The sequence below is a fragment of the Granulosicoccus sp. 3-233 genome (assembly GCF_052681095.1).
In genome coordinates this window covers 507,107-533,333 of the sequence record NZ_JBQYLE010000001.1, presented here as the reverse complement: position 1 = coordinate 533,333, position 26,227 = coordinate 507,107, and the positions used below count along the sequence as shown (strand labels likewise).

Sequence of the window (26,227 nt, the reverse complement as noted above, 5' to 3'; positions counted from 1 at the left end):
AGATTGATAGCCACCACTGCAAGGTCAGGCGGCCACTGCTTGCATTGTCGGTTCCCTCGAAGATGGTTGTTCAATACAGGAGCTGCACAGATCAGAATCCGACGGTAAAACTCACAGCTGTATCCGAATCTTCAACCGCATCCAGTTCGTCGATATCAACCCGCCGAATCCGGTAACTCAAGCGGATTGCTCCCTGAGGCACTCGCAAAGAGACACCCAGCTCTGCCTGCGACTGTATATAGCGAGCACTGGAAAAGACATCCGCCAGCAAGTCCAGCTTGATCAGATCCGAAAGAATCTGACTACCGGCAGCTCGGACAACACCGACACCTTCTTCTGCGTCTTCCAACAGGGTCTCTTCGGTGAAACTGGTCAGACGGTAACCGGCTCCTGCCTCCAGCAAGAGCTGTTGCTCGCGAGTAGCCAACAGTTGATATCCAAGCCCGCCCAGCAATTGCGTCTCGCGATCGATGCCCAGATCTTCCTCGAACCGCAGCCGTCCTTCGCCGAAGGTATAGAGTTTCTCGCTCAACCAGTACCGCGGCTTGTAGCCCAGCTCGATGCTGCTCGTGTCCCGGCGGTACCATTCGGCATGCAGATCATGACTCAGAGGCCGGCTGTCGAGGCTGGCCCTGGCACGAATACGCGTCGAGGACTCCCCGTCGCGCATCACGGTGCCCCCTTCCAGCCCTCCGCTCCATTGGGCCGCGCCTGCGCTGGTCAAGGTCAGGCAAAGCGCGAGAAGAAGAGCCATTGACGGCAATGGTTTGAAAGCAGGCATGGTGAGCGCATCGGTTTGTTGATGGCTCTAGTGTAGTGGATGTCAGGAAGAGTTGATCGGCGAGCTGGCACGGCCCGCCTGCCACGATCGGAATGCGATCGACACTGCTGACACACGCTTCTGAAGTCGGCAGGCCACCTGCCGATGATAGCTTCGTACACAGCTGGCCGCAGCCGGGAACAGGAAGAACACAGGCCACCGGTATTCCGGAACCTCGTTGCAAGGCCGTGACGGCACCACCGGACCGACAAGGACCAACACATGAAAATGCAGAATCTGACCGTCATCGACGACCTGCTGATTGCTGCCGGTGGCCTCGGCCTGCCGCTTTCAGGGTCCATCGTCTATGGCCAATGGGCCACGATTGGACGACTGGAGGGCACTGTGGGCTATCTGAGTCTGTCGCTGATTCCCGCCTGCATCACCTTGCTGGTATTCGGCCTGATCGTCAGGCATCAGGAAAAGACCACACTCAGACTCTGGGCCCTGCTGCAACACACGCCGGACGCTCGACTCAGCACCTTGTTGCAGCAATCCGGGTTTACCCTCCAGGACATTCGCCGAGGGGTCCGAAGTCTGAACAACGCCGGTATCGGCCACTATATCCTGAACGAACATGCCGACCGCCTCTACGACGGCCGACTCAATGCAAGAATGTCACTACGCCATGAATGTGCAGGCTGTGGCGCGACGACGGAGTTGACGGTGAACCTGCAAGAGCAGGATGAGCTTGCCTGCAGTTATTGCCTGACGCCGTTTCAGGTGGACAGCATCAACCGGATGCGTCATCAGCAGCGTCAGGCCATCGCCGGCGAGATTGCCCGCCACACTTCGAGCCGATTGATGCATCTTGCCGGACAGGAGTCCACCCGCAAGGCGCCGCGTTTTTCGATGAGCGTATTGCTTGTATTGATGGTGTTGTTCTGGCCGGGCGCATTGTTCTATGTCATCCGATATCTGCTCTCGCGCCGTCGGCACGAAGCGCTGTACTGAGCCAGGCAACATTGCGTTACCAGAGCCGGGCAGCCACCCCTTCCCCTCCTGTCGCACCCTTCACGTGTCGCCCACTCGCTGCACCAGGACTCGCGACAGCCCCCACAAGGCCGCCGCTCCACACAGAGCGTACACAGCGACCCCGCGCAGCAGGGCATCGACAGAAACTCCATGATCGATCAGGTAGCCGCTCAGACCCGGTCCCAGCGCTGTCGCCAGCACAATGGCGGACATCAACAAGGCGCGTATGGAACCCAGATGCTGCGTACCGTAGATCTCGGCAAACAGGGTTCCGAACAAGGTGGTGGACATTCCCTGCGAGATTCCCAGCAACACCATGAACACCAGTAGCCCCCACGCCTGATCGGTACCACTCAGCACCAGACAGGCGAGCGCAAAAGGCAGCAGAAAGACCGGCAAGAGGCGGCTGGCGCCGCGGCGATCGACAAACTGCCCCGACAACAGCAGAGCGGCCACATTACCAACGGACATGGCAGTCATGCCACCGGCAATCAGGGATGCAGACCAGCCTTTCAAATCACTGATATGCGCCTGATGAAAGATCACCGACGTACCGGCAAAGGCCGGTATCAGTACGAACATGAGCGTCAACCAGAAATACGGATCTCCGGCCACTTCGCGATATGTCCACTGGCCTGGTTGTTCAGCCTCATCGCTGCTGACCGTGACCACGCCGCGTGGCTTGCGCTCCACTCTCATCAGCAGATGAATGACGGGCAGTGCGACCAGCAGAAGTGACAATGCCCCGAGCAACCAGACGCTGCGCCAGTCCGCCCTGGCAAGCAAGGACACGACCAGTAGTGGAAGCAGTGCAACTCCCATCTGGTGACCCAGAGAGGCTACCGCCACTGCTCGGCCCCGCTCCGCCACATACCAGCGCGCCATGCAGACCATGGCAATATGCGGCAACAGTCCCTGCCCCAACAGTCGCAAAGCGTACAGTACCAGCAACAGCATCGCCGTTGAACTCACCAGGGACATGCCCAGACAGGCCATTGACAATGCAAGACAGGCACCTAATGCCACAAACCTTGCCGGGTATCGATCGACCAGACGACCGATGAACAGGAAACTGGCAGCACTGGCCAGGGTACTGAGCATGAAGATAGCGCCGAACTGCCCATTGCTCATCGACAGGCTTGCCCGCAACGAGCTACCGAACAGGGAGATGAAGAAAGCCTGACCAAAACTGGAGAATACCGTTAGCATCATGCCGCCCACCAACCATCGTGCATTGACTTGCAGAAATGACAGCGTACTCGACAGATCGTGGCGATTCATCGCAACATGATGCTCCAGTAGTACAGGCACTTCACGGCGAAACACCATGACAGACAAGCGATACAAGCCGCTGGGCGGCCTGCAGCAATTTCAGGCGGTCTACAAGACCCGCAACCTGACCACGGCTGCCCAGGCTCTGGGAATCTCGCAGCCCGCCCTCACACAGGCAATCACCAAGCTGGAAAAACTCCTGGGGGTGGAGCTCTTCGACCGCTCGACACGCCCGTTGGGTGTGACGCGCTACGGGGAGTTGCTGGTCGAACATGCCAATACGATCGAGCGTTCCAATACAGAGTTGCACAAGTCGCTGGAAGCGCTGAAAAGCGGCAGCGGTGGTCTGCTGCGTGTCGGCTGCGGGCCTGACTGGATACACGACATACTGCCTCGCGCCATCTGTGCCCAACAGCAGCGCAACCCCGACCTGAGGTTCGAGCTGACGGTCGCTCTCAACAATGAACTCCACAGGATGCTGGATCGCGACGCAATCGATTGTTATTTCTCGTCCATCAGTGACGACTTCATGGGTACGGGCTACTCCACGCAGATTCTGGTACAGGAGCGCATGACGGTCATTGCCCGTCATGATCATCCGATACACCGGGAACAGCCCCGGAAACTGAAAGACATTGCAGACCAGCGCTGGGCGATGACCGGTGAGGAAACCTTCGGACGAGACCTGATGAAACGCCTGTTCGGCGACGAGAAGGTGGATCTGCCCATACCGATGATCGAAACCAACTCTGTCTCCGCCATGATCAATATCGTTCGCTACAGCAACACGCTGGGATTCCTTTCTCAGACTCATCTCAACGCCTACCCGGACATCCGCGCCGTGTCCATGGAGAAAGCACTGCCCGAAAGGCTCGGTGGTGTGACCTTGCGTACAGATCAGGAGCCGATGGCAGCTGTCGTGGAACTGCTCGATGAAGTCAGGGGAGTCATCGACAGTATTCGAGTTGACTAACGCGACCACTGCATAATAACATCAACCTGCTCTTGAGACTCCCAATATAAGTAAATACTTATAACACCACTGCGAGGAACACCATGCTTCGATTTCGACATCTGCTGAGCGTGACTGCGGCAGCACTGCTCATCGTGACAGCCGGATCGGCTCAAGCCGAATGGCCCGAAAAACCCGTCAAGCTGATCGTACCTTTCAAGGCTGGCGGTTCATCCGACCAGATGGGCCGCGTCGTGCAGGCTGGTATCAATGAATCCGGCGCTCTGTCGCAACCCGTGACCATCATCAATGTCGGCGGGCACTATTCAATAGGTTCTCGCCGTGTCATGGAGGCCAAACCGGACGGCTACAACTTCCTGCTGATTCATCTGGCACTGATGGGCGGACAAGGCAGTGGCGCTCTGGATTTCGGCTGGAAGGACTTCGCGCCCGTTGCCTCGCTTGGCGAGTTCTGCCTGATGCCCATGGTGCGCAAGGATTCCGGCATCGACAGTCTGGAGCAACTGCTCACGCAGGCAAAAGACAAGCCTGACTCTCTGATATTCGGAGCCAACCTCGGCGCCATCAATCACATGGGTGGTCTGATGTTGCAGGAGACCACGCCCGGGGCCAAATTTCGATTCGTGCAGATCGGTGGCGGTACGGCAAACTACACGGCCCTGACCGGTGCGCAGACCGACGTCACCGTACTTTCAGGAGCTGAAGTCAGCAAGTTCACTCGCCTGCCAGATGGATCGGAAAACCCCGATTCCCAGATCAAGCCACTGGCCTATACCGGCAGTGAACGCTTCGGAGGCCTGCCGGACGTGGCTACCACGCAGGAATTGGGCTACGACGTGAATTTCTGCATCAAATCCTGGTTCTTCGCGCCGAAGGATACGCCTCAGGAAGCCATCGACGGCTTTGCGGCTGCCATTGAAAAGGCCACGCAAACCGACACCTATCAGGATTATCTGGTCAAGAATGGCTTCGCCGACGGCATTGTCACCGGTGACGAGATGCTGGAAGAACTGACAGCCACCTGGGAACGCATCGAACCGATCGCCAGACTGGCGGCCCAGAAATAGGGATAGCGCAATCATGGAACAGCGGACCATCGCCGAGATCGGCGTCTGCACGCTGATCATTCTTGTCTGTGTCGTGATCCTGTGGCAAGCGGCGGGACTGCCTCCGGGCAGTTTCGAACCGCTTGGCTCGGCACCGGTGCCACAGGCAACTGCCGGCATCGTGATCCTGTGCTGTCTGATCGTCATTGTCAAAGCCGTCGCACAGATACGTCGCCACCCTCCCCTGAGGCGGCATGTTCGTGATGAACTGAGCGGCAGATCCCCCTGGAACGCGATCGTGATGTTCGGCGGCACCCTCGCCTATGTCGGCCTGTTGCAAATAGGCTTGCTCTCCTTCGGCCTGCTGACCTTTGTCTTTCTGTTGTTGCTCATCATGACGCTCAACAGATTCAGCAAGCGCAGCCTGCTGCCTGCCTCGATTACGGCAGCCCTGTTCGGTTTCGGTCTCGAATACCTGTTTACCCGGGTATTCGTTGTCGACCTGCCGGTCTAGTCCTGCGTCCGAATGGACGCAGCCATCTTCGTCAATCACGAAACCACATGGACCTGAACGCGCTCTTCGTTGCCATTCAGCAGATTCTCTCCACGCACGCCCTGCTGATGTTGCTGTTGGGTACCGGCCTTGGCATTGTCGTCGGTGCCATTCCCGGGCTGACAGGTGCAATGCTAATAGCCCTGACCCTGCCGCTGACCTTCTACATGACACCGTTCAATGCCGTGGTGTTGCTGGTTTCGATGTACGTCGGTTCCATCAGCGGTGGTCTCATCACCGCCACGCTGATGCGCATGCCCGGAACGCCGGCCGCTGTCATGACAACATTCGATGGCTATCCGATGGCTCGTTCCGGACGACCGGGCCGAGCCCTGGGCCTGGGAATCACTGCCTCGTTTGTCGGTGGCCTCATTGCCTGGGTGGTGCTGCTGACCATCACCCAGCCACTGTCCGTTCTGGCTACGCGCTTCGGCCCCTTCGAATACTTCTCGCTGATCATGATGGCCATGGTGCTGATTGCATCGGTGAGCGAAGGCAGTCTGGTCAAGGGGCTCATTTCCGGCCTGCTGGGCATGCTGATTTCCATGCCGGGTGTCGACCCTGCCAGCGGCATGCCCAGGCTCACTTTCGACTGGTATGTACTCAACGGCGGTCTGCAGTTGTTGCCGGTACTCATCGGTACCTTTGCCGTCAGCCAGATCATTGCCGATGCCCTGGACATCGGCAAGGTATCGCAGAATTCGAAGGTCAACTCCCGCGGAGTGCTGATGAACCTGGCCGATATGCGCCGGCATGCGGTCAACATGATCCGTTCGTCCTTCATCGGCACCTGGATCGGCATATTGCCGGGTATCGGTGCCTCCATCGGCTCGGTCGTGGCCTATACCGCTGCCAAGAACATATCGAAAACCCCGGAAGAGTTCGGCAAGGGCTCCGAAGAAGGCATCATCGCCTCCGAAGCGGCCAACAACGCCACCGTCGGAGGAGCGCTGATTCCATTGATTGCCATGGGCATCCCCGGCAGCGTCATCGACGCCATTCTGATCGGAGCTCTGACAATTCATTCCATTCAGCCCGGACCAACCCTGTTCCTGACCAATGCCGATATCGTCTGGGGCATCATCGCAACCTGTCTGCTGGCCAACATCGTCATGTGGCTGATGATGACATCCTCGGTACGCTACATTGCCAGGCTGATCTATCTGCCACGCAGTTATGTCTTGCCCGTGGTGATCGTCTTCTGTGTCGTCGGCTCCTATGCGTTGAACAACACCATGTTCGACATCTGGGTCATGCTCGGTTTCGGGGTCATCGGTTTTCTGCTGGAAAGAGCGAAGATTCCACTGGGGCCCTTCGTCATCGGCTTTGTCCTTGCCCCCCTGGGTGAGGAAAAGCTGCGCAGCGGACTGATGATGACCGCTGGTGACATCACACCGATGTTCACGCGCCCTTTCTCACTGGCTTTCACGCTGGCTGCAGTCGTACTGCTGGTCTGGCCGCTGTACAACGACTGGCGCCGACGTCGTGCCACAGCGTAAACCCAATCTGCTGTTCCTCTTCTCGGATCAGCATGCGCAACGAGTATCCGGTTGCTACGGTGATGCCGTTGTCAGGACCCCGTCACTGGATCGCCTGGCCAGCCAGGGAGTCACCTTCGACAACTGCTACTGCCCGTCGCCGGTCTGTGTGCCGAGTCGGATGGCCGCACTGACAGCCTGCCACCCGCATCGGCAGGAATGCTGGACCAACGACGACTATCTGGCCTCGGACAGACCCACCTGGCTGCATGCCCTGGGTGCGGCCGGTTATCGCAGTCAGCTGATCGGGCGCATGCATTCCATGGGGCCGGATCAGTTACACGGCTACTCGCAGCGGTTGATCGGTGATCACAGTCCCAACTGGAGCGGCGTCAAACGTCATTCCATGGGTGTACTGGAGAACGCCAATGACCCGACGCCCGAGAGCTTGCGTGCCTGTGGCGCGGGCCGGTCAGCCTATGAACTCAAGGACGAACAGGTCACTGTCGCCACCATCGATGCCCTGCAGGAGATTGCCGCAACACCGGAAGAATCCCGTGAAGCCTTCAGTCTCACGGTGGGCCTGATGCTACCCCACGCCCCCTATGTGGCCAGTCGCGACTGGGTAGAGTACTACCTCGACACACTGCCCGATGTGGCAATGGACGCCCCACCGGACGCTGCCGAGCATCCCTGGATTCACTGGTGGCGGCACAACCGTGGTATCGATCAGACCAGCCTGCAGCAGATACGACTGGCGCGCGCCGCCTACTGGGGACTGGTCTCCACCATGGACGAGATGATCGGCCGCATACTGCAGACGCTGAGCGACACCGGTCTGGACAGGAACACGCTGATCGTCTATGCCTCCGACCACGGTGATCATCTCGGTGAACGCGGTCTATGGTGGAAGCACACCTTCTTCGACGAATCCGTCAAGGTGCCCTTGATCATGTCCATGCCTGGCACACTGCCGGCAGGAGAAAGGCAATCGGCCGTCGTGAACCTGACCGATCTGTCGCAGACCATGGTTGACGCACTGGGCGCAGCCCCGCTGCCGCAGGCCGATGGCAACAGCTTCTGGCCACTGCTGACAGGCGCATCGGAGCAATGGGACAACCGCACCTTCAGCGAATACTGCACCGACGCCGTGCCCGCATGGACAGGAGGCATGGCTGTGCAACAGCGCATGATGCGCGATGGTGATTTCAAATTGCACTACTACCATGGTTACCCACCGCTTCTGTTCGACCTTGCTGCAGACCCGGATGAACGTGTCAATCTGGCTGACAGGCCGGAACAGCAACAGCGTCTGACGGCCATGCAGAAGACGCTGCTCGCTGACTGGAAACCCGACGACATCGCCCGGACGATGCGTCAACGTCGGCAACGCAAGGACATCCTGGGTCGCTGGGCGGCCGTGACCGAACCGGGCAACACGCATCTCTGGCCAGTGAAGCCGGAGATGAACCTGCTGCAAGAGAATCAACCCGCATCACGTCGTGAACCATGACAGGCAATCGAGTCAGAGAATTACAAGTACTGCACCTTCGTCATCAACTGAGCGAACCGATCCAGACCACCATGGGCCCTGTTCGAGCTCGCCCTGCCTTGCTGATCCGACTCGAGGATGATCAGGGAGCACATGGCTGGGGGGAGGTCTGGTGCAATTTTCCTCCCGGTGGAGATTTCTACCGGGCAGAGCTGGCCGCCAATGTCCTGCCTGCGGCGCTGGCAGACATGCATTTGGACGATGCTGAACCGAGTCGCCATATCGAACGCAAACTGCATCGCCTCACATTGCAGGCCGGTGAACCCGGTCCGATCAGGCAGCTGGCCGCGGCTGTCGACATTGCCGTGCACGACCTGCGAGCCAGACGCAAGGGCATACCGCTGGCGGTTGAACTGGGTGGTGAGCTGCGCCCGGTTCCCGCCTATGCCAGCGGCATCAGTGCGGCATTGCATGAAAGCCAGGTTCTGCGAATGCGTGCCCTCGGTTTTCGCCACTTCAAACAACGCATCGGGTACGGCAAGGATGACGGCCTGCCTCAATTGCAAGCCTGTGCAGCCGGCCTGGAGGCCGACGAGCGGCTTATGGCCGATGCCAATCAGGCCTGGGATCTGACAGCCGCACTGCAGCACAGCCAGCTACTGGACTCTCTGTCGCTCGCCTGGCTGGAAGAGCCTCTTCCGGCAGATGCCGGTGCCGCAGACTGGCATACCCTTGCTCGGCAGATGAGCACACCACTGGCAGGCGGCGAGAACTTGCGCGATGATGACTCCTTCATCAGTGCCATCAAGGCCGGTGACCTGCACATCCTGCAGCCGGATATCTGCAAATGGGGAGGACTCTCCGGGGGGCACCGTATTGCCACTCTGGCTCTGGCAAACGGTCGCCGATACTGCCCTCACTACCTCGGTGGCGGCATCGGCCTGCTGGCATCGGCCCATCTGCTCAGCGCGGTCGGTGGCGATGGTCTGCTGGAAGTCGACAGCTCCGATAACCCGCTGCAGCTTACCCTGGCTGGTGGACGCATCGCACTCGACAATGAACGCTTCCACATTCCATCCGGTCCGGGCCTCGGTATCGAACCGGATATAACCGGCCTGAGTGCATTGCTGGTCAGCGACGTCAAGCGCTCTGTCCAGCCGTCATGAGTGATTCCGGCGATATCGCCACGGCAGTACGTCTGCACCCGGATGACAACGTGCTGTGTCTGCTGCGTGACCACCGCGCAGGAGAAATCCCGCAATTGCCGGCAAGTGACTGTGCAGCTCCATTGCCATCACTGTTGCAAGCGACTCCGCTGGGTCACAAGATTGCATTGACGGAGATCGTCGAGGGCGAGCCGGTACTGAAATACGGTGTGCCCATCGCTCTGGCCCGACAGAGGATCCAACCCGGAGAACATGCGCATCTGCACAATCTGGCAGACCTGCAGGACACAGCTACCCGCCTGTCGCCGGCTCATGCCAAACAAGATCCGCAAGCAACGGAACCCTGCAGTCCTGCCCCGATCGCGGCTTCGCCCGACAATACCGATGGCCCTTACCGTTTGCCCAGCGAGTTCGCCGGATTTCAGCGAAGCAGTGGACGCCCCGGCATCCGCAATCATCTGCTGATTCTGTCGGTCTGCGGCCTGAACGCAGCCGGTGCCAGAAAGGTGAGAGCCGCCCTGCCCGGCAGCCTGTTGGTCAGTACCGCTTTCGGGCGTGGTCAACTGGGCGCCGACAGGGAATTTCATGATCGCATGCTGAGGCAGCTGGCCTGCCATCCGAATGTCGGTGGCGTCATACTGCTGGCGGCAGATCGTCACATGCGTCAGCGCTATCAGTCCGTCATCACCGAACAGGGCAGGCTCTGTGCAGGGTTTTCCCTGCAGGAATGCGGAGAGGATACCGTTCATCTGACGGAACTGGCGAGCGTCATAGGCAATGAAATGCAACAGCAGCTCGCCAGTGTCAGACGCCAGCCCTGCAAGACAGACACTCTGGCCGTCGCGATGGAATGCGGGCACTCCGACGCTTCATCAGGCATGGTCAGCAATCCCCTCTGCGGGCGGCTGGCCGACGAACTCGTCCACGCCGGTGGCACGGTGGTCATCAGCGAAACCGTGGAATGGAGCGGCGCCGAACAGGACCTCTATCAACGTTGTCAGACCCGCAGGATTGCCGAACGTCTGCAAAAGCTGGTGATCGACAGACACGAGATTGCCAGAGCAGCGGGCAGGGATCTCACCCTGGGCAATCCCGGACCTCAGAATCACGACGGCGGCATCACGACGCTGGTCGAGAAATCCCGAGGTGCCATTGCCAAGGCTGGCACCACCGGAATCATCGCAGCGCTGGCACAGGGAGAATTGCTGCCGGCATCTGCTGGCCTGTGCCTGATGGACACGCCGGCACTCTCTCCCGAATCGATCAGCTCGATGGTGGCCTCCGGTGCGCAACTGGTGTTGTTCACGACAGGACCTGGCAACCCTTACGGCAGTGCGATCGCTCCGACCATCAAACTGTCTGCCAATCCGCAGACCACAAGACGAGTCGGGCATCAGATCGACTTCGACGCCAGCGCCGCCTTCGATGGCCGGCCGAGTGCAGGCAATCTGCTGCCACCACTGGGCGCACTGCTCCTGCGCGTCTGCGAGGGAGAGAGTGTTGCCGCTGAAAGACTCGATGAGGGCGACGAGGTCATCAGCAGACTGTCCGCATCGGTATGAGACAAGTCTGCAGCAGCAGGCTTGCCCGGTGTCCTGAATCAAGAAGCTAGGAGAAAGAACATGACTTTCGGCATAACGGTACTCCCCGAATGGGCGCAGTCTGAAGGGATCGAGAACCTGCTGGACCGTTTGCAACGGGCCCATGTCACCGACATTGCCACCAGTCCCTATGTCATGCAACCCGACAGCAATGGCACCCGCGAACCGCCAGTAGATGGCGGCGCCGGCAAGGTTCGATTGCTGGAACGGGAACTGTGGGGACACCGGGAACTGTCCGTTCGCACGGCACCCAGTTTCCACCCCGACCACACGCTCTACGAGACCACCCGCTACAAGCCACCGAAGCCGGACGACCTGACCGAACGCGAAGGCCATGTGGTACAGGAGTTCATTGACAAGGCATCCGCGCGTGGCATGAAAGTCTGGTTTCAGGTGCAATCGGCCATACCCCCGGGCTACCGGGTTCAGTTCGGCGGCCCGGCAAGTGGCGATGCCTGTCTGGGCCCCGACAGTCAGCCGGGCCCCGATCGTGTCGACAGCAATGCCTCGCTGGCAGCACCCGACGTCATCGCCTATGGAGAGGCCATGATGCAGGATCTGGCGCGGGCCTATCCCGGTCTCGCCGGAATACGACTGGACTGGCCCGAGTACCCGCCTTATCACTTTCATGCCTTGTTCTTCGACTTTTCCCCGCATGCACTGCAGGTCGCGACGCAACTCGATCTGGACATCGAACGCATGCGACATGACGCAAGAGCCTTGCAAACCAGACTGACCCGGGATCTCGATGCCGAACTGCTGAGCAGAGTGTGCCATCTGGACAGAAACAGCCTGGATGTCATGCTGCAACGCTACCCCGGCATGCTGGACATGCTGCGACTGCGCAGACACCTGTCCCTGGCACTCATCCAGCGCTACCGCCAGGCACTGCCTGCCTCTCTCGATCTGGTTCCACAGGCCTTTCCCCCTCCGTTCAATCTGTTGTCAGGATTCGACTTCGGTGCTGCCAGCGAAGTGGTGCAAGGCATCGGCATCAAGCTCTACACCATGCACTGGCCGATGATTGCCGCCGACTATGCCAGAGCCATGTCTGCCGGCAAGGCATCCGCCTCCAAGGTTGCCGAAGCTCTGCTGAAAGCGCTGGACATCAGCGACCAGGTACCTCCGGCGCAGCGAGGCTTCGCCTATCCCGAACCCGACGAGAATCACACCGCCTCCGCCGACAACATTCGGCGCAAGATCACTGCTGCGAAACAACAGTCCGGAAATTGCCCGGTCTACGCCTTCAGCCATGCCTACGGCCCTTGTGACGACATGCTGCGCCGGGCACAGGCTGCCTGGCAAGCCAGTGAAGGCAATATGTGGGTCAATCGCTACGGCTATCTTTCCAACGAGAAGCTCGAAGCACTGGGCCTCATGGTGAGCCGGTAGCCATGACCCTTGCCTTGAGCGCCACATGCAGGGCGCGGATCAGATCAGTGCCGGTCTGCGGTAATACATCGTTGCTTCGACTCAGAATGGCAAGCTCGCGCTTCACCGGACTTGCCAGTTTCAGCATCGTGATCCGGTCACCATGACCAACGTTGATCAGTTGCTGAGTGGCAATGCCCAGCAGATCGGTGCGGGCAATGACATCCAGAATCATGGTATTGGAGTCGGCGATCACCACCGGCTTGGGTGGTTGCATGCCACGCGCCATGTAGAGACTGGTGAGGTATCGCCTGAAATAGGTTTCTGCCGAACCACTGATCCAGTCGAATTCCGACAAGGCCTTGAGGCTGACATTGCGGCGCCCGGCCAATGGATGTTCTCGCCGTACCGCCACGCCCTGAGAATCATGTACCACCGAATTCACGGTGATTCCCGTCAGATCATCCAGTTCCGAGGGCGTGGCCACCAGGATATCCAGATCGCCTTCTCGCATGCGCTCGATCATCTGCCAGGACTTCTGGCCTGACGATACGATCAATTGTGGCCGACGCTCATCGTCAACCATGCGAGCCACGATTTCCGGCATGACGGTACGCAGCACCCAGCGAGGTGCTATACCGACCCGCAAGGTTACCTCGCGACCTTCGCTCTGCGCTCTGACCGCGCTGACAGCGGCTTCCCGCTGATTGATGATCAGGCGAGCATGTGTCAGAAAGGCCTGCCCTTCGCGAGTCAATACAACTCCGCGCGCGCTGCGATCGAAAAGTCTGGCCTGCAGTTGATCTTCCAGATGTCGGATGCTCTTGGTCAATCCTGCCTGTGAAATACCGGTGCTGGAAGCCGCCTTGTTGATGCTGCCCGATTCGGCCACTGCAATGAAACGATCAAGCCTGCTCAGATCAAGAATCATGATACGTCGAGTTCAGTCCGTCAGTTATAACCATAAGCTATACCCCTATGAAGATTCAAGGTATTCCCACAGGAACTCTCTCATGGCAGTATTTCATTGACCACTGGGAAGACACCGGAGAAGAAAACACAAGCATGAATACCTTCAAACAGTTGATACTGGCAGCCAGCCTGTGTATCGCACCGCTGGCAACCACACTGGCAGACTATCCCGATCAACCGCTGCGTATCGTCGTGCCGACCAATGCCGGGGGCAGCGTCGACAATCTGGCCCGCATCTTTCAGCGCAAGATCGAACAGATGGGAGACTTCCCGTCCGTTGTGGTCATCAACCAGCCAGGGGCCGGTGGCACCATCGGTACTCGGGCCATCAAGGACGCACCAGCGGATGGCTATACCATCGGTATCTGGAGTCCTGGCATCATCACCTCCAAAGCCATGGGTGTGGTCGATTACGATCACACGGCCTTTACTCTGCTCGGCGGCACCGGGCGTACCGAGATCGGCATGGGCATTCTGGACGAATCGCCCATCAAGGATGCCGACGCCTTTCTGGAAAAGGCCCGTGCAGAGCCCGGCAGTATTGTCGTTGCCACCAATATCGGACTGCCGGTGCACTTCATTCCCATGATGTTCGCCGACGAGGCCGAGGTGGAATTCAAGTTCGTGCAGATCGGTGGCGGTGCCAAGCGACTGGCCAGCATTCTTGGCGGCCACACGGACACGGCTCTGTTTTCGGTATCGGAGTTCAAACAGTACGAGGAAAGCGGTCTTCGGCCTCTGTTTCTGTATGCCACCGAGCGGGATGATGCGCTTCCGGATACGCCCACGGCACTCGAATTGGGTGTGGACATGAGCATCAGCGTGTTTCGTGTCTGGCTGGCACCTGCCGGTATCGGCGAAGCGGAGTCGGCCAGACTGCAATCGATTCTGCAGGACGTGCTGAAAGATGAGGATGTACGACAGGAACTGGCAGGGTTGAGCATCGATGCAGACTGGATCCCCGCAGACACCGCCAGAGACATGCTCGACGACATGAACGCCCGCACCGAGCCATTGATCGACGCGGCGCGTTCCGCAAAGTAGACAGGAAGACGCCGCCATCCGATTTTCAACCTCAAGCTGCTTTGTCGCGCTGCTGGGCGCACTGATCGGGACAATCCTGCTGATCGGCTCTCGGGATATCGCGCCACCGATGTTCGATCCCGTGGGTTCGGCCGCATTGCCCATAGCCTGTGCCATAACCCTGTTTCTGCTGGGAGCAGGTGTGCTGGTCCAGACAGCGTTGCGCAGTAAGGAAGTACGGAAGAAAAACGCCGATGAGGGAAGCGGGAGTACAAGACTCGCAACCGTGGCTCTGTTGGCGCTGATGATCGCCTACCTGCTGGCCATGCATCAGGGCATTCGCTTCTCCATGGCGACCGCGGCGTTCGTCGCCTTGGCCATCCCACTGATCAGCCAACGCCTGCGCGTGCTGCCACTGGCCATTCCGATCGCGCTTGTTCTCGGCTTCGGCTCGGAGTGGCTTTTCACCAGCGTTTTCTTTGTCGATCTGCCGGGTACCCGATGATAGAAGGACTCCTGACCGCTCTCGGTCCCATGCACTTGCTGTGGTTGTTTCTGGGTGTCGGCAGCGGCATTCTGGTCGGCGCCATTCCGGGTCTGGGAGGTGGCATGCTGATGGCACTGGCCTTGCCACTGACCTTCTCCATGGCTCCGGTGGATGCCATACTGCTGTTGATCGGAATCCATGTCGGCTCGGTCAGTGGCGGTCTGATCAGCGCCACCCTGTTGCAGATGCCCGGCACGCCTTCTTCGGTCATGACGACGTTCGATGGCTACCCGATGGCAAGAAACGGTCAACCCGAACGGGCCCTTGGCCTGGGGATCGGCAGTTCGCTGATTGGCGGCCTGCTGGCCGGCATTGCTCTCGCAGCGCTCGCACCGCCCTTGTCTTACTGGGCATTGAAGATCGGTCCCTGGGAGTTGAGCGCCCTGATTCTCTGCGCGCTGGTTCTGGTGGCCATCATTGCCCAGGGCTCCATGCTCAAGGGCCTGTTCTCGGCAACGCTGGGCATCATTGCAGCCCTGCCGGGGCTTGCGGAGTCCGATGGACAGTTGCGGTATACCTTCGGCAATGACGACATGACGGCAGGGTTTCGCCTGTTGCCGGTATTGCTGGGAGTCTTCGTCATCAGTCAACTGCTCAAGGAAAGCGACAAGGCACTGGGCACTGCCAGCGTCATTCGGCTAGGGCGCAAGTTCAGCTTCCCGACCTTGCAACACTGGGGCAGTCACTGGGTCAATCTGTTGCGTTCCTCCGTCATCGGCACCTTTGTCGGCATTCTGCCCGGAGTCGGCGCCAGTATTTCCTCGATGGTCGCCTATGGCATGGCCAGAACCTTTTCCAGAACACCCGAGAAATTCGGTACCGGCCACGATGAAGGGGTCATGGCCTCAGAGGCGGCCAACAATGCCAATGTCGGAGGCGCCATGATTCCACTGATCACCCTGGGCATACCGGGAGCGCCGGTGGATGCCATTCTGCTCGGTGCCATGGTAATGCATCAGATTCAACCCGGCCCGCTGTTGTTTACCGCCAATGCCGGACTGGTCTGGGCCATGATAGCCGGCTATTTCATTGCCAATCTGCTGATGTTCGCCATCATGCTGGCCGGCTATCGCTCGCTGGCCCGCATCATCACCATCCCGGCCCATTACCTCGTGCCGGTGGTGTTCGTGTTCTGCCTCATTGGCGCCTACTCCATCGGCAACCGCCTGTTCGACGTCTGGGTCATGATCGGCTTCGGCGTACTGGGCTATGCACTGGACAAGGCACGTGTGCCATTGGGCCCCTTCATCATCGGTTTCGTACTGGCCACACCTTTCGAATCCGAGTTGCGCACCGCCCTGCAGCTGTCGGATGGCTCTTTGCAGGCCATCGTCGACCATCCGCTGGCGCTGGCTTTCGTCGTGCTCGCAGGCATCATGCTGATTCTGCCGCTGCTACGCTCCGGCAAGCCTGCAAGGCAAGCTGCCATCTCGACGGTCAACAAACCGGAATAGACCGATGCCGCACAACACGCTCATCATCATGTCCGATGAACACAGTCGCAAGGTCATGGGCTGCTATGGCAATTCCCTGGCTCACACACCACACCTGGATGCTCTGGCAGAGCGCGGCACCGTCTTCGAGAATGCCTACTGCAACAGCCCCATCTGCGTCCCTTCACGCGCGAGCCTGCATACCGGGCTCTATCCGCACCAGATTCGCTACTGGGACAATGCCATGCCCTACGATGGACGTGTCAGTAGCTGGGGGCATGCCTTGCAACGCCAGGGCAAGGCCGTCACCTCCATCGGAAAATTGCATTTTCGTGACAGTGACGCTGACACCGGTTTTGACGAACAGATCCTGCCCTTGCACGTCAAGGATGGTATCGGTGATCCGTCTACCCTGTTGCGAAGGAACCCACCGGAACGCCCCGGCACCCGACAGCTGGCAGCCATGACAGGCAAGGGAGAAACGCCCTATTGGCAGTACGATGAAGCGGTTGCCAGAGCCACCGAACAGTGGTTGAAAGAACCGCGTGAACAGGGCTGGACACTGTTCGTCTCTTTCGTCCTGCCCCATTTTCCGCTGAATGCGCCGCAGCAGTTTCGAGATCTGTTTGATGCCAATGACCTGCCGCTGCCCAAGATGCAATACCAGTACACGCCTGAAAATGAAGTCATGACAGCCATGCGGGCACTGCTGGATTTCAACGATCACTTTCAAGATGAACAGGTGGTACGCGAGGCCGTCGCCAATTACTACGCTCTGGCAGCCGCACTGGATAGCAATGTCGGGCGTGTTCTGCAGGCGCTTGATGCCTCAGGCTTGATGGATGACACGAATATCATCTATACCTCCGATCATGGCGACAATCTGGGTGCCCGAGGCTATTGGGGAAAATCGACACTGTGGGAAGAAAGCGTGGGGGTGCCGCTGGTCATGGCCGGCCCGGACATCCCGGCAGCACGACGCAATACAACTCCGGTGAGCCTGATCGATCTGTATCCGACAGTGACAGCGCTGGCGGGAATCGATGATGAAGTCATTGACGTGAAATCACCCCGACCCGGGCTCAACCTGGCAGAGCTGGCGGCAGACGAACAACCGCAACGGGCCGTTTTCGCCGAATACCATGCCGTGGGCGCCCGAGACGGCCTGTTCATGCTGAGGCAGGGCCGTTACAAACTGATCGACAGCCCGGGTTCACTGCCCCTGCTCTATGACCTGCAAGCCGACCCGGAGGAAACCTGCAACCTGGCTGCAGATGCCGAACACCGGACACTGCTTGTCCGAATGCAGAACCAGCTGCGGGCAATTGCGGAACCTGAATCGGTCAATGAACAGGCCTTCGCCGATCAACATGCCAGGGCACTGGCGCTCGGTGGTGAAGCCGTGATTCGTGGCATCACGCCGGTGGCCTTCACACACCCGGGGGATGTGTCCGTCAAATCAACACACTGATTATCAGTCTCGATGAGACATGAATGCACGACCGGGAATCGCCTTCGGTCGGACGACGCTCCGCTCGCGTCTTCATGCCCTATTGAATCTGCACGAGAACAGCGCAACCGAGGCTAGGCATAACCGAAATAGAGATACACCTTGGATATCAGATGGCCTGAGTCCGTGGCGACAAACTTCACGTGACTGATTCGTCGTATTTGTTCAGTCACCTCACGCCCCGTGACGCGACACAGACTTTCCCGGAACGCACCGCCGGCCAACGGCAGCTCGCCTGGCCAATGCATAAACGCATCCGCCTGTTCCCTGGTGCAGTAACCCGAGACGCTCATTCTCTCGAAAATCTCCGGCCAGGCACTTCTGGCGGGTAGAACCTCAATACCGACTTTCGAGCCGATGGCGGGACTGACGTCCAGATCCAGCATGAGCTTTTTCGCCGAGCACGCGTACGCCTCGATGATGCCTTGCAGGGCGCAAGCCTGCTCGACACAACCCAGCTTTGACAAACAGGCAGCGATATCGTCGGCACTCAACTCGGCCAGACAGATCCTCAAGGCCGATCCGGAACGGGGGAACATGAAACCCACGTGACGCAGATGACTTTGCACAGCCCCCTGATGCAGAATCGCTTCCAGTTCCGGCATGAAGTCTTCTGTCAAGGTGTAGTCAAGAGCATCCATCGAGTGCTGCAATGTCGTCAAACGCTGATCTGCAGAATAGCGACCGTGTCGATCCAGATCCACAAACATCGAAGGCTCTGTCAACGCCAGATGCCCCGGCAGCAGATCGAACTCGAGCCATGCATTCTCGACAGACTCGGACAAAGGATGCCGAGGGTCAGCCCATTTTCGGGCAAAGCGTCTTATCCTGCGCCAGATGTCACCTTCAAGAGAGGCTTCGGGGATATCCCACTCGGGATTTTCACCGGCCAGAGCCAGGCTGCCGCCATTGCTGCCTGTTGCACGGATCAACAGATCGGCGCGTCTTTCCAGGTCGTACGGATGAACTTCCAGCATGCCACCGGAAAGTGGTGGCAGGGTACTGGCTGTTCGCAGGATTCTTTCCCAACCGGCTGCCGAGACCAGACTGTCCAGGCGGTGGCGTGGCAACCGATCAACTAGTTGCGCCATCACCGGTGGTCGCCCGACCACCGCCGATTCGCCCGACGCTGCGATCATTACCGAGTGGTCTTGCTTTTACCGCTCGTGAGGGTCGACTTGTCCCACCCCTGCTCGGGATTCCTGCCTTTCCCCTTGAAGAAACCTTCAGGTATGACTCCCAGCAATTGCTTTCTGGTGAACGAATAACCGGACTGCTCAGCAACGTCAATCACCCCGGCCCAGTCTCCTTCAGGTACAGCCAGAAGAGCAGGCCCCACCTCGAACCTGAACTCTTCATCGTCTTGCAAACGTTTTACGAACTGAGCCGCCTTGTTGCTTCTAGCCATGATTTCCCACCAGGTTTGTTTCTCGGTTGCAATCAGAACCAACCAATGATCTCTTCGCCGATGTCCGAGAAGAAATTAACGAATTCTCCACCAAGGCTCGAAAAGAACCCTTCGATCTCCCTGGCGGCAAAGCCGGCACCTGTCAATGCGTCATTCAGTGCATCCGGCCCCAGATCATAGACATCCTTGACGAAGCCGCCGACTTCACCCACCGCGAAACCTGCATACTTGAGAGCTTCGGCCGCGGTTTTCGCACTGTTGGAAAAGGCGCTGTTGATGGCGTAGCCCACCTCATTGACCGTGTAATTCGCCACCTTGAGCGCAGCGGCGACCTCCTTGACATTGGCAGAGTAGACATTCTTCAATGCACCACCGACTTCATCCACCGCAAAACGAGCGTGCTTGAGTGCTCCGGCGGCCACCTTTGCACTATTGGTGTAGGCGCCTTTCAAGGCTCGCCCGACGTCATTGACCACGTATCCAGCGCTTTTCAACGCAGTGGCTGCAACATTCACACTATTCGTGAAAGCACTTCTCAAGGCCCGGCCTACATCCGCGACGGCATACCGAGCATGCTTGAGAGCCGCAGCGGCCACCCTTGCACTGCTGGTGTAAGCACTCTTCAACACTGCGCCTACTTGCCTGGCGGTGTATCCGGCCAGTTTCAAGGCTTCAGCGGCCTTCCCTGCAGTAGCATTGTAGATGCTCTTCAAGGCCTCACCCACCTGATTGGCGGCATAACCTGCATAGACAAGTGCTTGCGCAGCGGACTTGAGCGCTTCACCAAAAGCGCTCCTGATTGCGGCAGCCACCTGATTGGCAGCATACCCGACCTTCTTCAGCACCCTGGCAGTCTGCCTGACGCCCAGATTGAACGCCTGTTCCAGTGCTTCGGCAACCTGTTCAATCGCATAGTTGGCTTTCCTGAGCGCCTTGCCGACCTCTTCGGAAGTTGCCTTGTAAACGGTTTTCAGCCCCTTAGCGACTTCATCAGCACCCCGACTCAACGTCCTGTATGCCCTGACCGCTTCATCTCTGGTGGCGTTGTAGACATCCTTGGCAACCGTCGCGATCTCGCCCACAATCATTACTGCCCCCCGCTTCACGGCATCCGCCCATTCCTGCAGAGTCTTGAAAATCGGCCCGAACAGGTCTTCGGCTTCGTCACGAATCTGCTTGACCACCGCATTGAAAACAGCCTGAAAATCCCTGGGAGCAACGCTGAGCTTCAGTTCAGGGAAGGTGACGGTCTTGCCGTAGAAGCGAAAATCACCGTTGAGCGACAGGAAAAATCCATCGATGGCGCCGACTCGAACAATCGCCGCTGCATTGAAGCCCAGATCGATCAGTGGGATATCACCGAATCGCGTTGGAATGGTGACGTTCAGATTGAAATTGATGGAACCCGTTGCGGCAAAATTGTAATTGCCCCAGGTGCAGCTCAAACGTGTGGTCAGCACGCTTCCCAGGCTTTGATTCAGATGGAAGGTCAAGGCATCTTCGTTCGCCTCGACCCTGACCTCCCGCGACAGTCCCAGCAATTCGACCCGGGCAGAGAAATACAGCTCTGGGGCGAAATCGGGCTTCGGTGCTATTCGCATGCGTAATACCGGAGCAGGATCCCCCTGCGCGCCCGTGATCTTGAATATATTGTGTATATTCACGGGCTCCATGTCCCCGCGCACGGTCAGGCCATCAAATGTATCCACATTGATGAAGGCACTGGCGTTCCACCCCCAGACCGACAGCTTGCCCATGAGGGTGACACCTTCATCGCGAAAATGTACGCCACCGATGGACGTGGCGGACGGCACGATATTGACCTTGACATCAGTCATCTTGACATCGACAACCTTGCCCAGCGTTTTCTGAACGCTCTGGCCCAGCGCCTGATAGACCACGAAAGTGGCAGGATTCATGGCACTCATGACCTGCAACAGGGTCAGAACATTGCTGGAACCCGCCAGAACGAACTGGTCAGGGTCATTGGTATCCACCATCACGGACATGCTGCCCTCGACATCGCCGATCTTCATGTTGCCATGGACACCCACATTGTCGATCCATGGAGCCGCGTAGGTCCCTCCCAGCTGCAGGGACAATTGACTGATCGTGATGCCGGGAATGCCGAAGGGCTCTTTCCACTCTCCGGTATTCTGAACCTTGCCTGTCAAACCGCCGTCCGGGTGGCGGCCCGTGCCGTTCATGGTAAAGAAGCCTGAAATGGATTCGGCTTGCACCTTGATGCCACCGGTGAACACCAGATGTGTATTTTCACCCCCTTTCTGCAGGGTCAGTACAAGGTCATTCGACAGGGACACCGTCGGCTCGGGCGGCTTTCCGGATATCTCCAGCCCGACGTCAGACCGGGTGAAACGCAGTTTGAAGGCCGCTCCGTCAAGTAGCGTGATCTCACGTTTGACAGCGGCTTCAAGAATGATCTTGCGCGGCGAGACAGAAGTATCGATGGCGGCGTGTACAGCCAGCTCGCTGACAGACAGCAAACCACCCACATAGCGCAAGGCTTCGTCATCGGACTCGGCAATTTCCAGATTACCGAAAAAGTTGAAACCCTCGTTGATGCCCGAATCGAGGTCCGCGTCATAGAGGGTGCCAGCGTTGCAAACGATCAGCGTCGGCCCTTTCATCTTGAGTGCCTGAATCAAGGGGACGCCCGGCAGAAAGGTGCCAATACCCAGAGGCTGGCCGCTGACGAACTTGAACGAGCATTTCGGCTCTTTCTTGTAGTGAAAGAAATCCGCCTGAATCTTGTAGTCAAGGCTGCCGAACACCTCGACATCACCGGTCACTCTGAGAGAGTGATCTTCGGGTGTGGCCAGAGCCGTGCTGTCGTCGGCATCAACAACCAGCTCCGAGCCCGGCGCACCAATCATCCCGGGTTTGCCTCTGAGGAATTGAACCTTGGGGTTGCGGATCGATACCAGCACACTCAGTACCTCGGTCGCAATGCCGGCAATTTCGGCATACGGCCCCAACAACCTCTTGTTCAGAACCAGTTCGTCATCATGCACTGCAGCCAACAGTCTTCCCATGAGATCGTACTGGGGCATAAGGCCGCTGCTGATCAGCTCCTGAATCGGTTCAGCGACGAGATCCTGCGGAGGATCGGCTTCATGACCGTTGCCCAGCGTCGTGCCTACGACCGACAGCTTTTCACCTTCATCGCGAATGTCCTCGGGGTCTGGCGCAAAGAAGTTGCTCAATACGCCGCCGGGGAAGTCATTGCTGCTCGTCCACAGCGGCACCCCATGTATCGTGGCATCCGACAGACCATTGACGACGTTGCGCACCACACTGCCCTTACGCTCGGAAAAGGTCCAGAAAGCCAGCAGGTCTGTCTCACTGCCGACAATCTGCTCTGTCCAGGCTTGATTGTCCTGTTCATTACGTGCAACCGACCACAGGGACACTTCTGCAATCTCGCCCTGAAAGTAATCCGACAAGGCGTCACTGGCAAAGCCGATATTGATTCCGGTCTGTTCGTTGAAATCGGAGCTGCTCTTGACACCGCTGGCACGCAATACTCCATCGACATGGATTTGCTGCCCACTCACGCTTGCACCGATGACATGGCTGACCCGGTGCCATTGACCATCAGCGTAATTGATGCCACTGGTGGCAATGGTTTCGTTACTCCACAAGCGAGCGATCATGTTGCCGCCTTCCAGATACAGGTTCCTGTCGTGTCCTCCGGCGCCACGCACACCGACGTCGACGCTGAACAGGCCGCAATTCGGATTCGAGGTCTTGAACCAGATACTGACGGTGAAGTCGGTTTCCGGGATGTCGAGTTCACTGGACAGATAATTGTCCGTGCCATTGAAACTCAATGCCTGCCGACTGGTTCCTTCCGAGAGCGGAGTCACCAGAGTGCTCTGAATGTGGGCATTTGGGCCGCCAAGTTGTTCACTGACTTCCAGACAGCGGCGGGTCCCCTGTTCGAACAGCAGAGCATAAGACGCTCGGTCACGACGCCAGTCTGCGCCGATGGTCATGTCAAACGCCTTGAGCGCACCCACGGAGCGCAACAGATCGGCCGCGGCTCCACTTCCGGGCGCATTGGATACTGCATCATAGGATGCCACGGCCACAAAATCACCCTCGGCAGCCGTGGATTCAACCCATTCTGCCCACTGGTTCCAGACACTGCCGTTGCCGTATATATCGTGATGGGACTGTGCCTTGAAGCTCAGGTCATGAGTCAGAACCAGCGTATTCAAGCCTCGTTGAGAACTCATGTTCATGGAGTTGCCATTCACCTCCAGAAAGGTCTGATTACCCTCTGACGACTCGAAGGCCGACCCGCGAAGATGAAGGGTGTTCAATGCGACCACGATGTGTGCATTCGGTCCTTCATGGTGGTGGAGTTCTTCCCGGGATCCATTCCCGCCCATGACAAAGAGTAGCGCGTACGGGGTACGGACCCTGCGCCAATCGCCCGGCCCTTCCGTCCGAAAGGCTTTCAGCGCACCGATGTCGTTCAACAGTGTCGCCGCCGCACCGCCACGAGGAACACTACGCACAGCGTCGTATGAGGCGACGGCGACAATATCGTTCTCTTCAGCGTTGGCGCCAATCCAGCTGGCCCAGCCATTCCAGGCGTCGGCATTGCCGTAGACATCGTGACTGGCTTTTGCCTTGCGGGTGCCGTCCGGATTGAGGACAACCGTGTTGAGGCCCCTGTTCTTCGGCATTCCTCGCGCCTGGCCGTTCACGCGTAGATGGGTTTCGTTACCCTCGGAAGAGTCGAAGGCAGAACCTCTCAGATGCACACTTATCGGCTTTTGACTCACCAGCGAATCTTCCCTATGCAAAGGTCGACAGGCAGTTTATGACGATTACCTATCACTTTTTCGCCTGAGAAACTCGCAATTAGTCTAGTTTATGGCTTGACCTTGCCTGAAAAGTACCCGCGGGTCATGCTTGTATTTTGCAAGGCAAAATGCGTCTTGAGGCTCGGTCGCACCCAACCGAGCCATGTTGCCGGTGCCTTGTCACTTGCCTTTGAAAGCAATTGCTACACCGGTGCCGGCGTATGCGGAATATCCGTCCCTGACAGCACCGCATCACGGCCACCGTGACGCTCCACCAGTGCTTGTTGCTGCTCGAACACCTGTCGATTGACAGCCTCGATATCGCAGATTGCAGCCATGGCTTCGCGCAGGCTGGCCAACACAGCGGCATATTCCGGTTGGTCAGCCAGATCCCTGACTTCCCCCGGGTCATCCTCCAGATTGAACAGTTGCGGGGCATAGCCCGAATAAGCGACCAGCTTGAAGGCACCACAGCGCAGCATGAACATGCCGGTGCAGGCACCGGCGGCGTGGTACTCGCTGAATACCGCCCTTTCCGGTTCGTCGGGCGTGCTGGCAAGCTGTTGCAGTGAACAACCGGGAAGCGTGTCTGCCATATCCGTCGCGGGTCTTTCGATACCCAGTACATCGAGCACCGTAGGATGGAAGTCCACCAGCGATACGGGCGTGCTGCAGACATGCCCCTGCGGCACATCGGGGCCGGCCAGTATCAGCGGTACCGCAACGGAATCCTCATACATGACCGACTTGCCCCACAGACCACGATTGCCCAGATTGTCGCCATGATCCGAGGTGTAGGCCATGCAGGTATTGTTGCTCAGCGAACTCCCTTCCACCACCGAGGTGATGTCGCCAACGATGGCATCTATCGTGGACACCATGCCCAGATAGGCTCGCAAGGCTCTTGAACGACTCTCATCATCGAAGTATTCGTCGTAGTTCATGTACTTCTGCAGTTCCAGCAACACCGGGTGGTCCACTGACGGGGCTTGCAGTGTGTCGGTCAACTCGTCAAGACTCAGATTTGCGTACTGATCGTAGAAATCCTGCGGTGCAATCAGCGGGAAATGTGGCATCACCAGGCTGACAAACAGCACGAAAGGCGGCGCACTTTCGCCATCAGACTGCTCAAGCGCACGTGCTTTCAAGTAGTCGACAGCACGGTCACGGATCTGGAAGTCATAACGCGCGTATTCGCTCAACCCCGGGCCGGCATCACGGGCCAGAGCATCGCAGCCCTTTTTCGCCGGCAGTGGATCGCGGATGGCTCCCTTGACGTCGCCGATGCCGTCGACCACGTGCAGGGGAATGATCTCTTCGCTGAAGCCGTTGTCATCCCCGCCCCGAAAATGCAACTTGCCGATGGACGTGGAGCGCACGCCGGCCTCACGGGCCAGCTGATGCCATGAGGTGGGCGAACCGGCATAGGGAAAGGCATTGTCCCAGTGCCCGGTGTCATGCACGAATCGCCCTGTGGCGAACGCTGCTCGTGATGGCACACAGATGGGGCTGTTGCAATACGCACTGCTGAATCGCGTGCCTCGGGCTGCCAATGCATCGATGTGCGGAGTTCGAGCCAGAGCGTGGCCATAGCAGCCGGACCAGTCACGATTGTGCTCATCGGACATGATGATGACCAGATTCCTGCCTGCTGCCTTGTTCGTTTCGGTCACGCCCTTCCTCCGATATCTGCGGTATTTCACCAACGAGTGCAGCAACACGCAACTGCACCACATTGGATCTCATTTTACG

General features: G+C 58.4%; 20 protein-coding genes. 13 read left to right on the top strand and 7 right to left on the bottom strand.

Translation table 11 applies throughout. The annotated features are described in order from the left end of the window. Positions 1 to 91: 91 nt before the first annotated feature. Positions 92 to 781, bottom strand: a complete 690-nt coding sequence (locus ACUNV4_RS02400) for a DUF481 domain-containing protein (RefSeq protein WP_430876888.1) — start codon at positions 779 to 781, stop codon at positions 92 to 94. 261 nt (positions 782 to 1,042) lie between these two features. On the opposite strand from ACUNV4_RS02400, the gene ACUNV4_RS02395 reads away from it, so the two are divergent. Beyond that, positions 1,043 to 1,774 (top strand): hypothetical protein, encoded by a 732-nt coding sequence (locus ACUNV4_RS02395; protein ID WP_430876887.1) that lies wholly within the window; start codon positions 1,043 to 1,045, stop codon positions 1,772 to 1,774. Positions 1,775 to 1,834: 60 nt separating this feature from the next. On the opposite strand, the gene ACUNV4_RS02390 is transcribed toward ACUNV4_RS02395, so the two are convergent. Continuing rightward, positions 1,835 to 3,124 carry an MFS transporter gene (locus ACUNV4_RS02390; protein ID WP_430876886.1) on the bottom strand — a complete coding sequence of 430 codons (1,290 nt, stop codon included), beginning with the start codon at positions 3,122 to 3,124 and terminating at the stop codon, positions 1,835 to 1,837. Here ACUNV4_RS02390 and ACUNV4_RS02385 point away from each other — a divergent pair. From ACUNV4_RS02385 to ACUNV4_RS02350, 8 genes are all read left to right on the top strand, one after another. Then, positions 3,123 to 4,040 carry a LysR family transcriptional regulator gene (locus tag ACUNV4_RS02385; protein ID WP_430876885.1) on the top strand — a complete coding sequence of 306 codons (918 nt, stop codon included), beginning with the start codon at positions 3,123 to 3,125 and terminating at the stop codon, positions 4,038 to 4,040. The genes ACUNV4_RS02390 and ACUNV4_RS02385 overlap by 2 nt on opposite strands. An 83-nt stretch (positions 4,041 to 4,123) precedes the next feature. Continuing rightward, the gene (locus tag ACUNV4_RS02380; protein ID WP_430876884.1) at positions 4,124 to 5,107 is read left to right on the top strand and encodes a Bug family tripartite tricarboxylate transporter substrate binding protein; all 984 of its coding nucleotides are present in this window, start codon (positions 4,124 to 4,126) and stop codon (positions 5,105 to 5,107) included. Between the two features lie 13 nt (positions 5,108 to 5,120). Continuing rightward, positions 5,121 to 5,600: a tripartite tricarboxylate transporter TctB family protein gene (locus ACUNV4_RS02375; protein WP_430876883.1), complete on the top strand. Its 480-nt coding sequence runs from the start codon at positions 5,121 to 5,123 to the stop codon at positions 5,598 to 5,600. 47 nt (positions 5,601 to 5,647) lie between these two features. Continuing rightward, a complete protein-coding gene (locus ACUNV4_RS02370; RefSeq protein ID WP_430876882.1) occupies positions 5,648 to 7,138 on the top strand; it encodes a tripartite tricarboxylate transporter permease in 1,491 nt (496 codons plus the stop codon). Beyond that, entirely contained in the window at positions 7,125 to 8,630 is a 1,506-nt protein-coding gene (locus ACUNV4_RS02365; RefSeq protein ID WP_430876881.1) for a sulfatase-like hydrolase/transferase, read from the top strand. Before ACUNV4_RS02370 ends, ACUNV4_RS02365 begins: the two co-directional genes overlap by 14 nt. Then, positions 8,627 to 9,775 carry a mandelate racemase/muconate lactonizing enzyme family protein gene (locus tag ACUNV4_RS02360; protein WP_430876880.1) on the top strand — a complete coding sequence of 383 codons (1,149 nt, stop codon included), beginning with the start codon at positions 8,627 to 8,629 and terminating at the stop codon, positions 9,773 to 9,775. The genes ACUNV4_RS02365 and ACUNV4_RS02360 overlap by 4 nt, the downstream gene beginning before the upstream one ends. Continuing rightward, positions 9,772 to 11,337 (top strand): UxaA family hydrolase, encoded by a 1,566-nt coding sequence (locus ACUNV4_RS02355; RefSeq protein ID WP_430876879.1) that lies wholly within the window; start codon positions 9,772 to 9,774, stop codon positions 11,335 to 11,337. The genes ACUNV4_RS02360 and ACUNV4_RS02355 overlap by 4 nt, the downstream gene beginning before the upstream one ends. A 60-nt stretch (positions 11,338 to 11,397) precedes the next feature. Beyond that, positions 11,398 to 12,768 carry a hypothetical protein gene (locus ACUNV4_RS02350; RefSeq protein WP_430876878.1) on the top strand — a complete coding sequence of 457 codons (1,371 nt, stop codon included), beginning with the start codon at positions 11,398 to 11,400 and terminating at the stop codon, positions 12,766 to 12,768. On the opposite strand, the gene ACUNV4_RS02345 is transcribed toward ACUNV4_RS02350, so the two are convergent. Further along, positions 12,752 to 13,678, bottom strand: a complete 927-nt coding sequence (locus tag ACUNV4_RS02345; RefSeq protein WP_430876877.1) for a LysR family transcriptional regulator — start codon at positions 13,676 to 13,678, stop codon at positions 12,752 to 12,754. The two genes, ACUNV4_RS02350 and ACUNV4_RS02345, sit on opposite strands and share 17 nt — an antisense overlap. 134 nt (positions 13,679 to 13,812) lie before the next feature. On the opposite strand from ACUNV4_RS02345, the gene ACUNV4_RS02340 reads away from it, so the two are divergent. Genes ACUNV4_RS02340 through ACUNV4_RS02325 form a run of 4 tightly spaced genes read left to right on the top strand, consistent with a single transcriptional unit; the run spans position 13,813 to position 18,193 of the window. Beyond that, entirely contained in the window at positions 13,813 to 14,763 is a 951-nt protein-coding gene (locus tag ACUNV4_RS02340; RefSeq protein WP_430876876.1) for a Bug family tripartite tricarboxylate transporter substrate binding protein, read from the top strand. Between the two features lie 16 nt (positions 14,764 to 14,779). Beyond that, positions 14,780 to 15,247 (top strand): tripartite tricarboxylate transporter TctB family protein, encoded by a 468-nt coding sequence (locus ACUNV4_RS02335; protein WP_430877400.1) that lies wholly within the window; start codon positions 14,780 to 14,782, stop codon positions 15,245 to 15,247. Then, positions 15,244 to 16,743, top strand: coding sequence for a tripartite tricarboxylate transporter permease (locus ACUNV4_RS02330; RefSeq protein WP_430876875.1), 1,500 nt, complete (start codon positions 15,244 to 15,246; stop codon positions 16,741 to 16,743). The genes ACUNV4_RS02335 and ACUNV4_RS02330 overlap by 4 nt, the downstream gene beginning before the upstream one ends. A gap of 4 nt (positions 16,744 to 16,747) precedes the next feature. Further along, the gene (locus ACUNV4_RS02325) at positions 16,748 to 18,193 is read left to right on the top strand and encodes a sulfatase-like hydrolase/transferase (protein ID WP_430876874.1); all 1,446 of its coding nucleotides are present in this window, start codon (positions 16,748 to 16,750) and stop codon (positions 18,191 to 18,193) included. A gap of 113 nt (positions 18,194 to 18,306) precedes the next feature. Here ACUNV4_RS02325 and ACUNV4_RS02320 read toward each other — a convergent pair whose 3' ends face one another. From ACUNV4_RS02320 to ACUNV4_RS02305, 4 genes are all read right to left on the bottom strand, one after another. Beyond that, complete coding sequence (locus ACUNV4_RS02320; protein ID WP_430876873.1) at positions 18,307 to 19,371, bottom strand: hypothetical protein; 1,065 nt, start codon at positions 19,369 to 19,371, stop codon at positions 18,307 to 18,309. Then, a complete protein-coding gene (locus ACUNV4_RS02315) occupies positions 19,371 to 19,682 on the bottom strand; it encodes a hypothetical protein (protein WP_430876872.1) in 312 nt (103 codons plus the stop codon). Before ACUNV4_RS02315 ends, ACUNV4_RS02320 begins: the two co-directional genes overlap by 1 nt. After that, a complete protein-coding gene (locus ACUNV4_RS02310; RefSeq protein WP_430876871.1) occupies positions 19,673 to 24,355 on the bottom strand; it encodes a LamG domain-containing protein in 4,683 nt (1,560 codons plus the stop codon). The genes ACUNV4_RS02315 and ACUNV4_RS02310 overlap by 10 nt, the downstream gene beginning before the upstream one ends. 323 nt (positions 24,356 to 24,678) lie before the next feature. Further along, complete coding sequence (locus ACUNV4_RS02305; protein WP_430876870.1) at positions 24,679 to 26,148, bottom strand: sulfatase-like hydrolase/transferase; 1,470 nt, start codon at positions 26,146 to 26,148, stop codon at positions 24,679 to 24,681. Positions 26,149 to 26,227 lie beyond the last annotated feature (79 nt).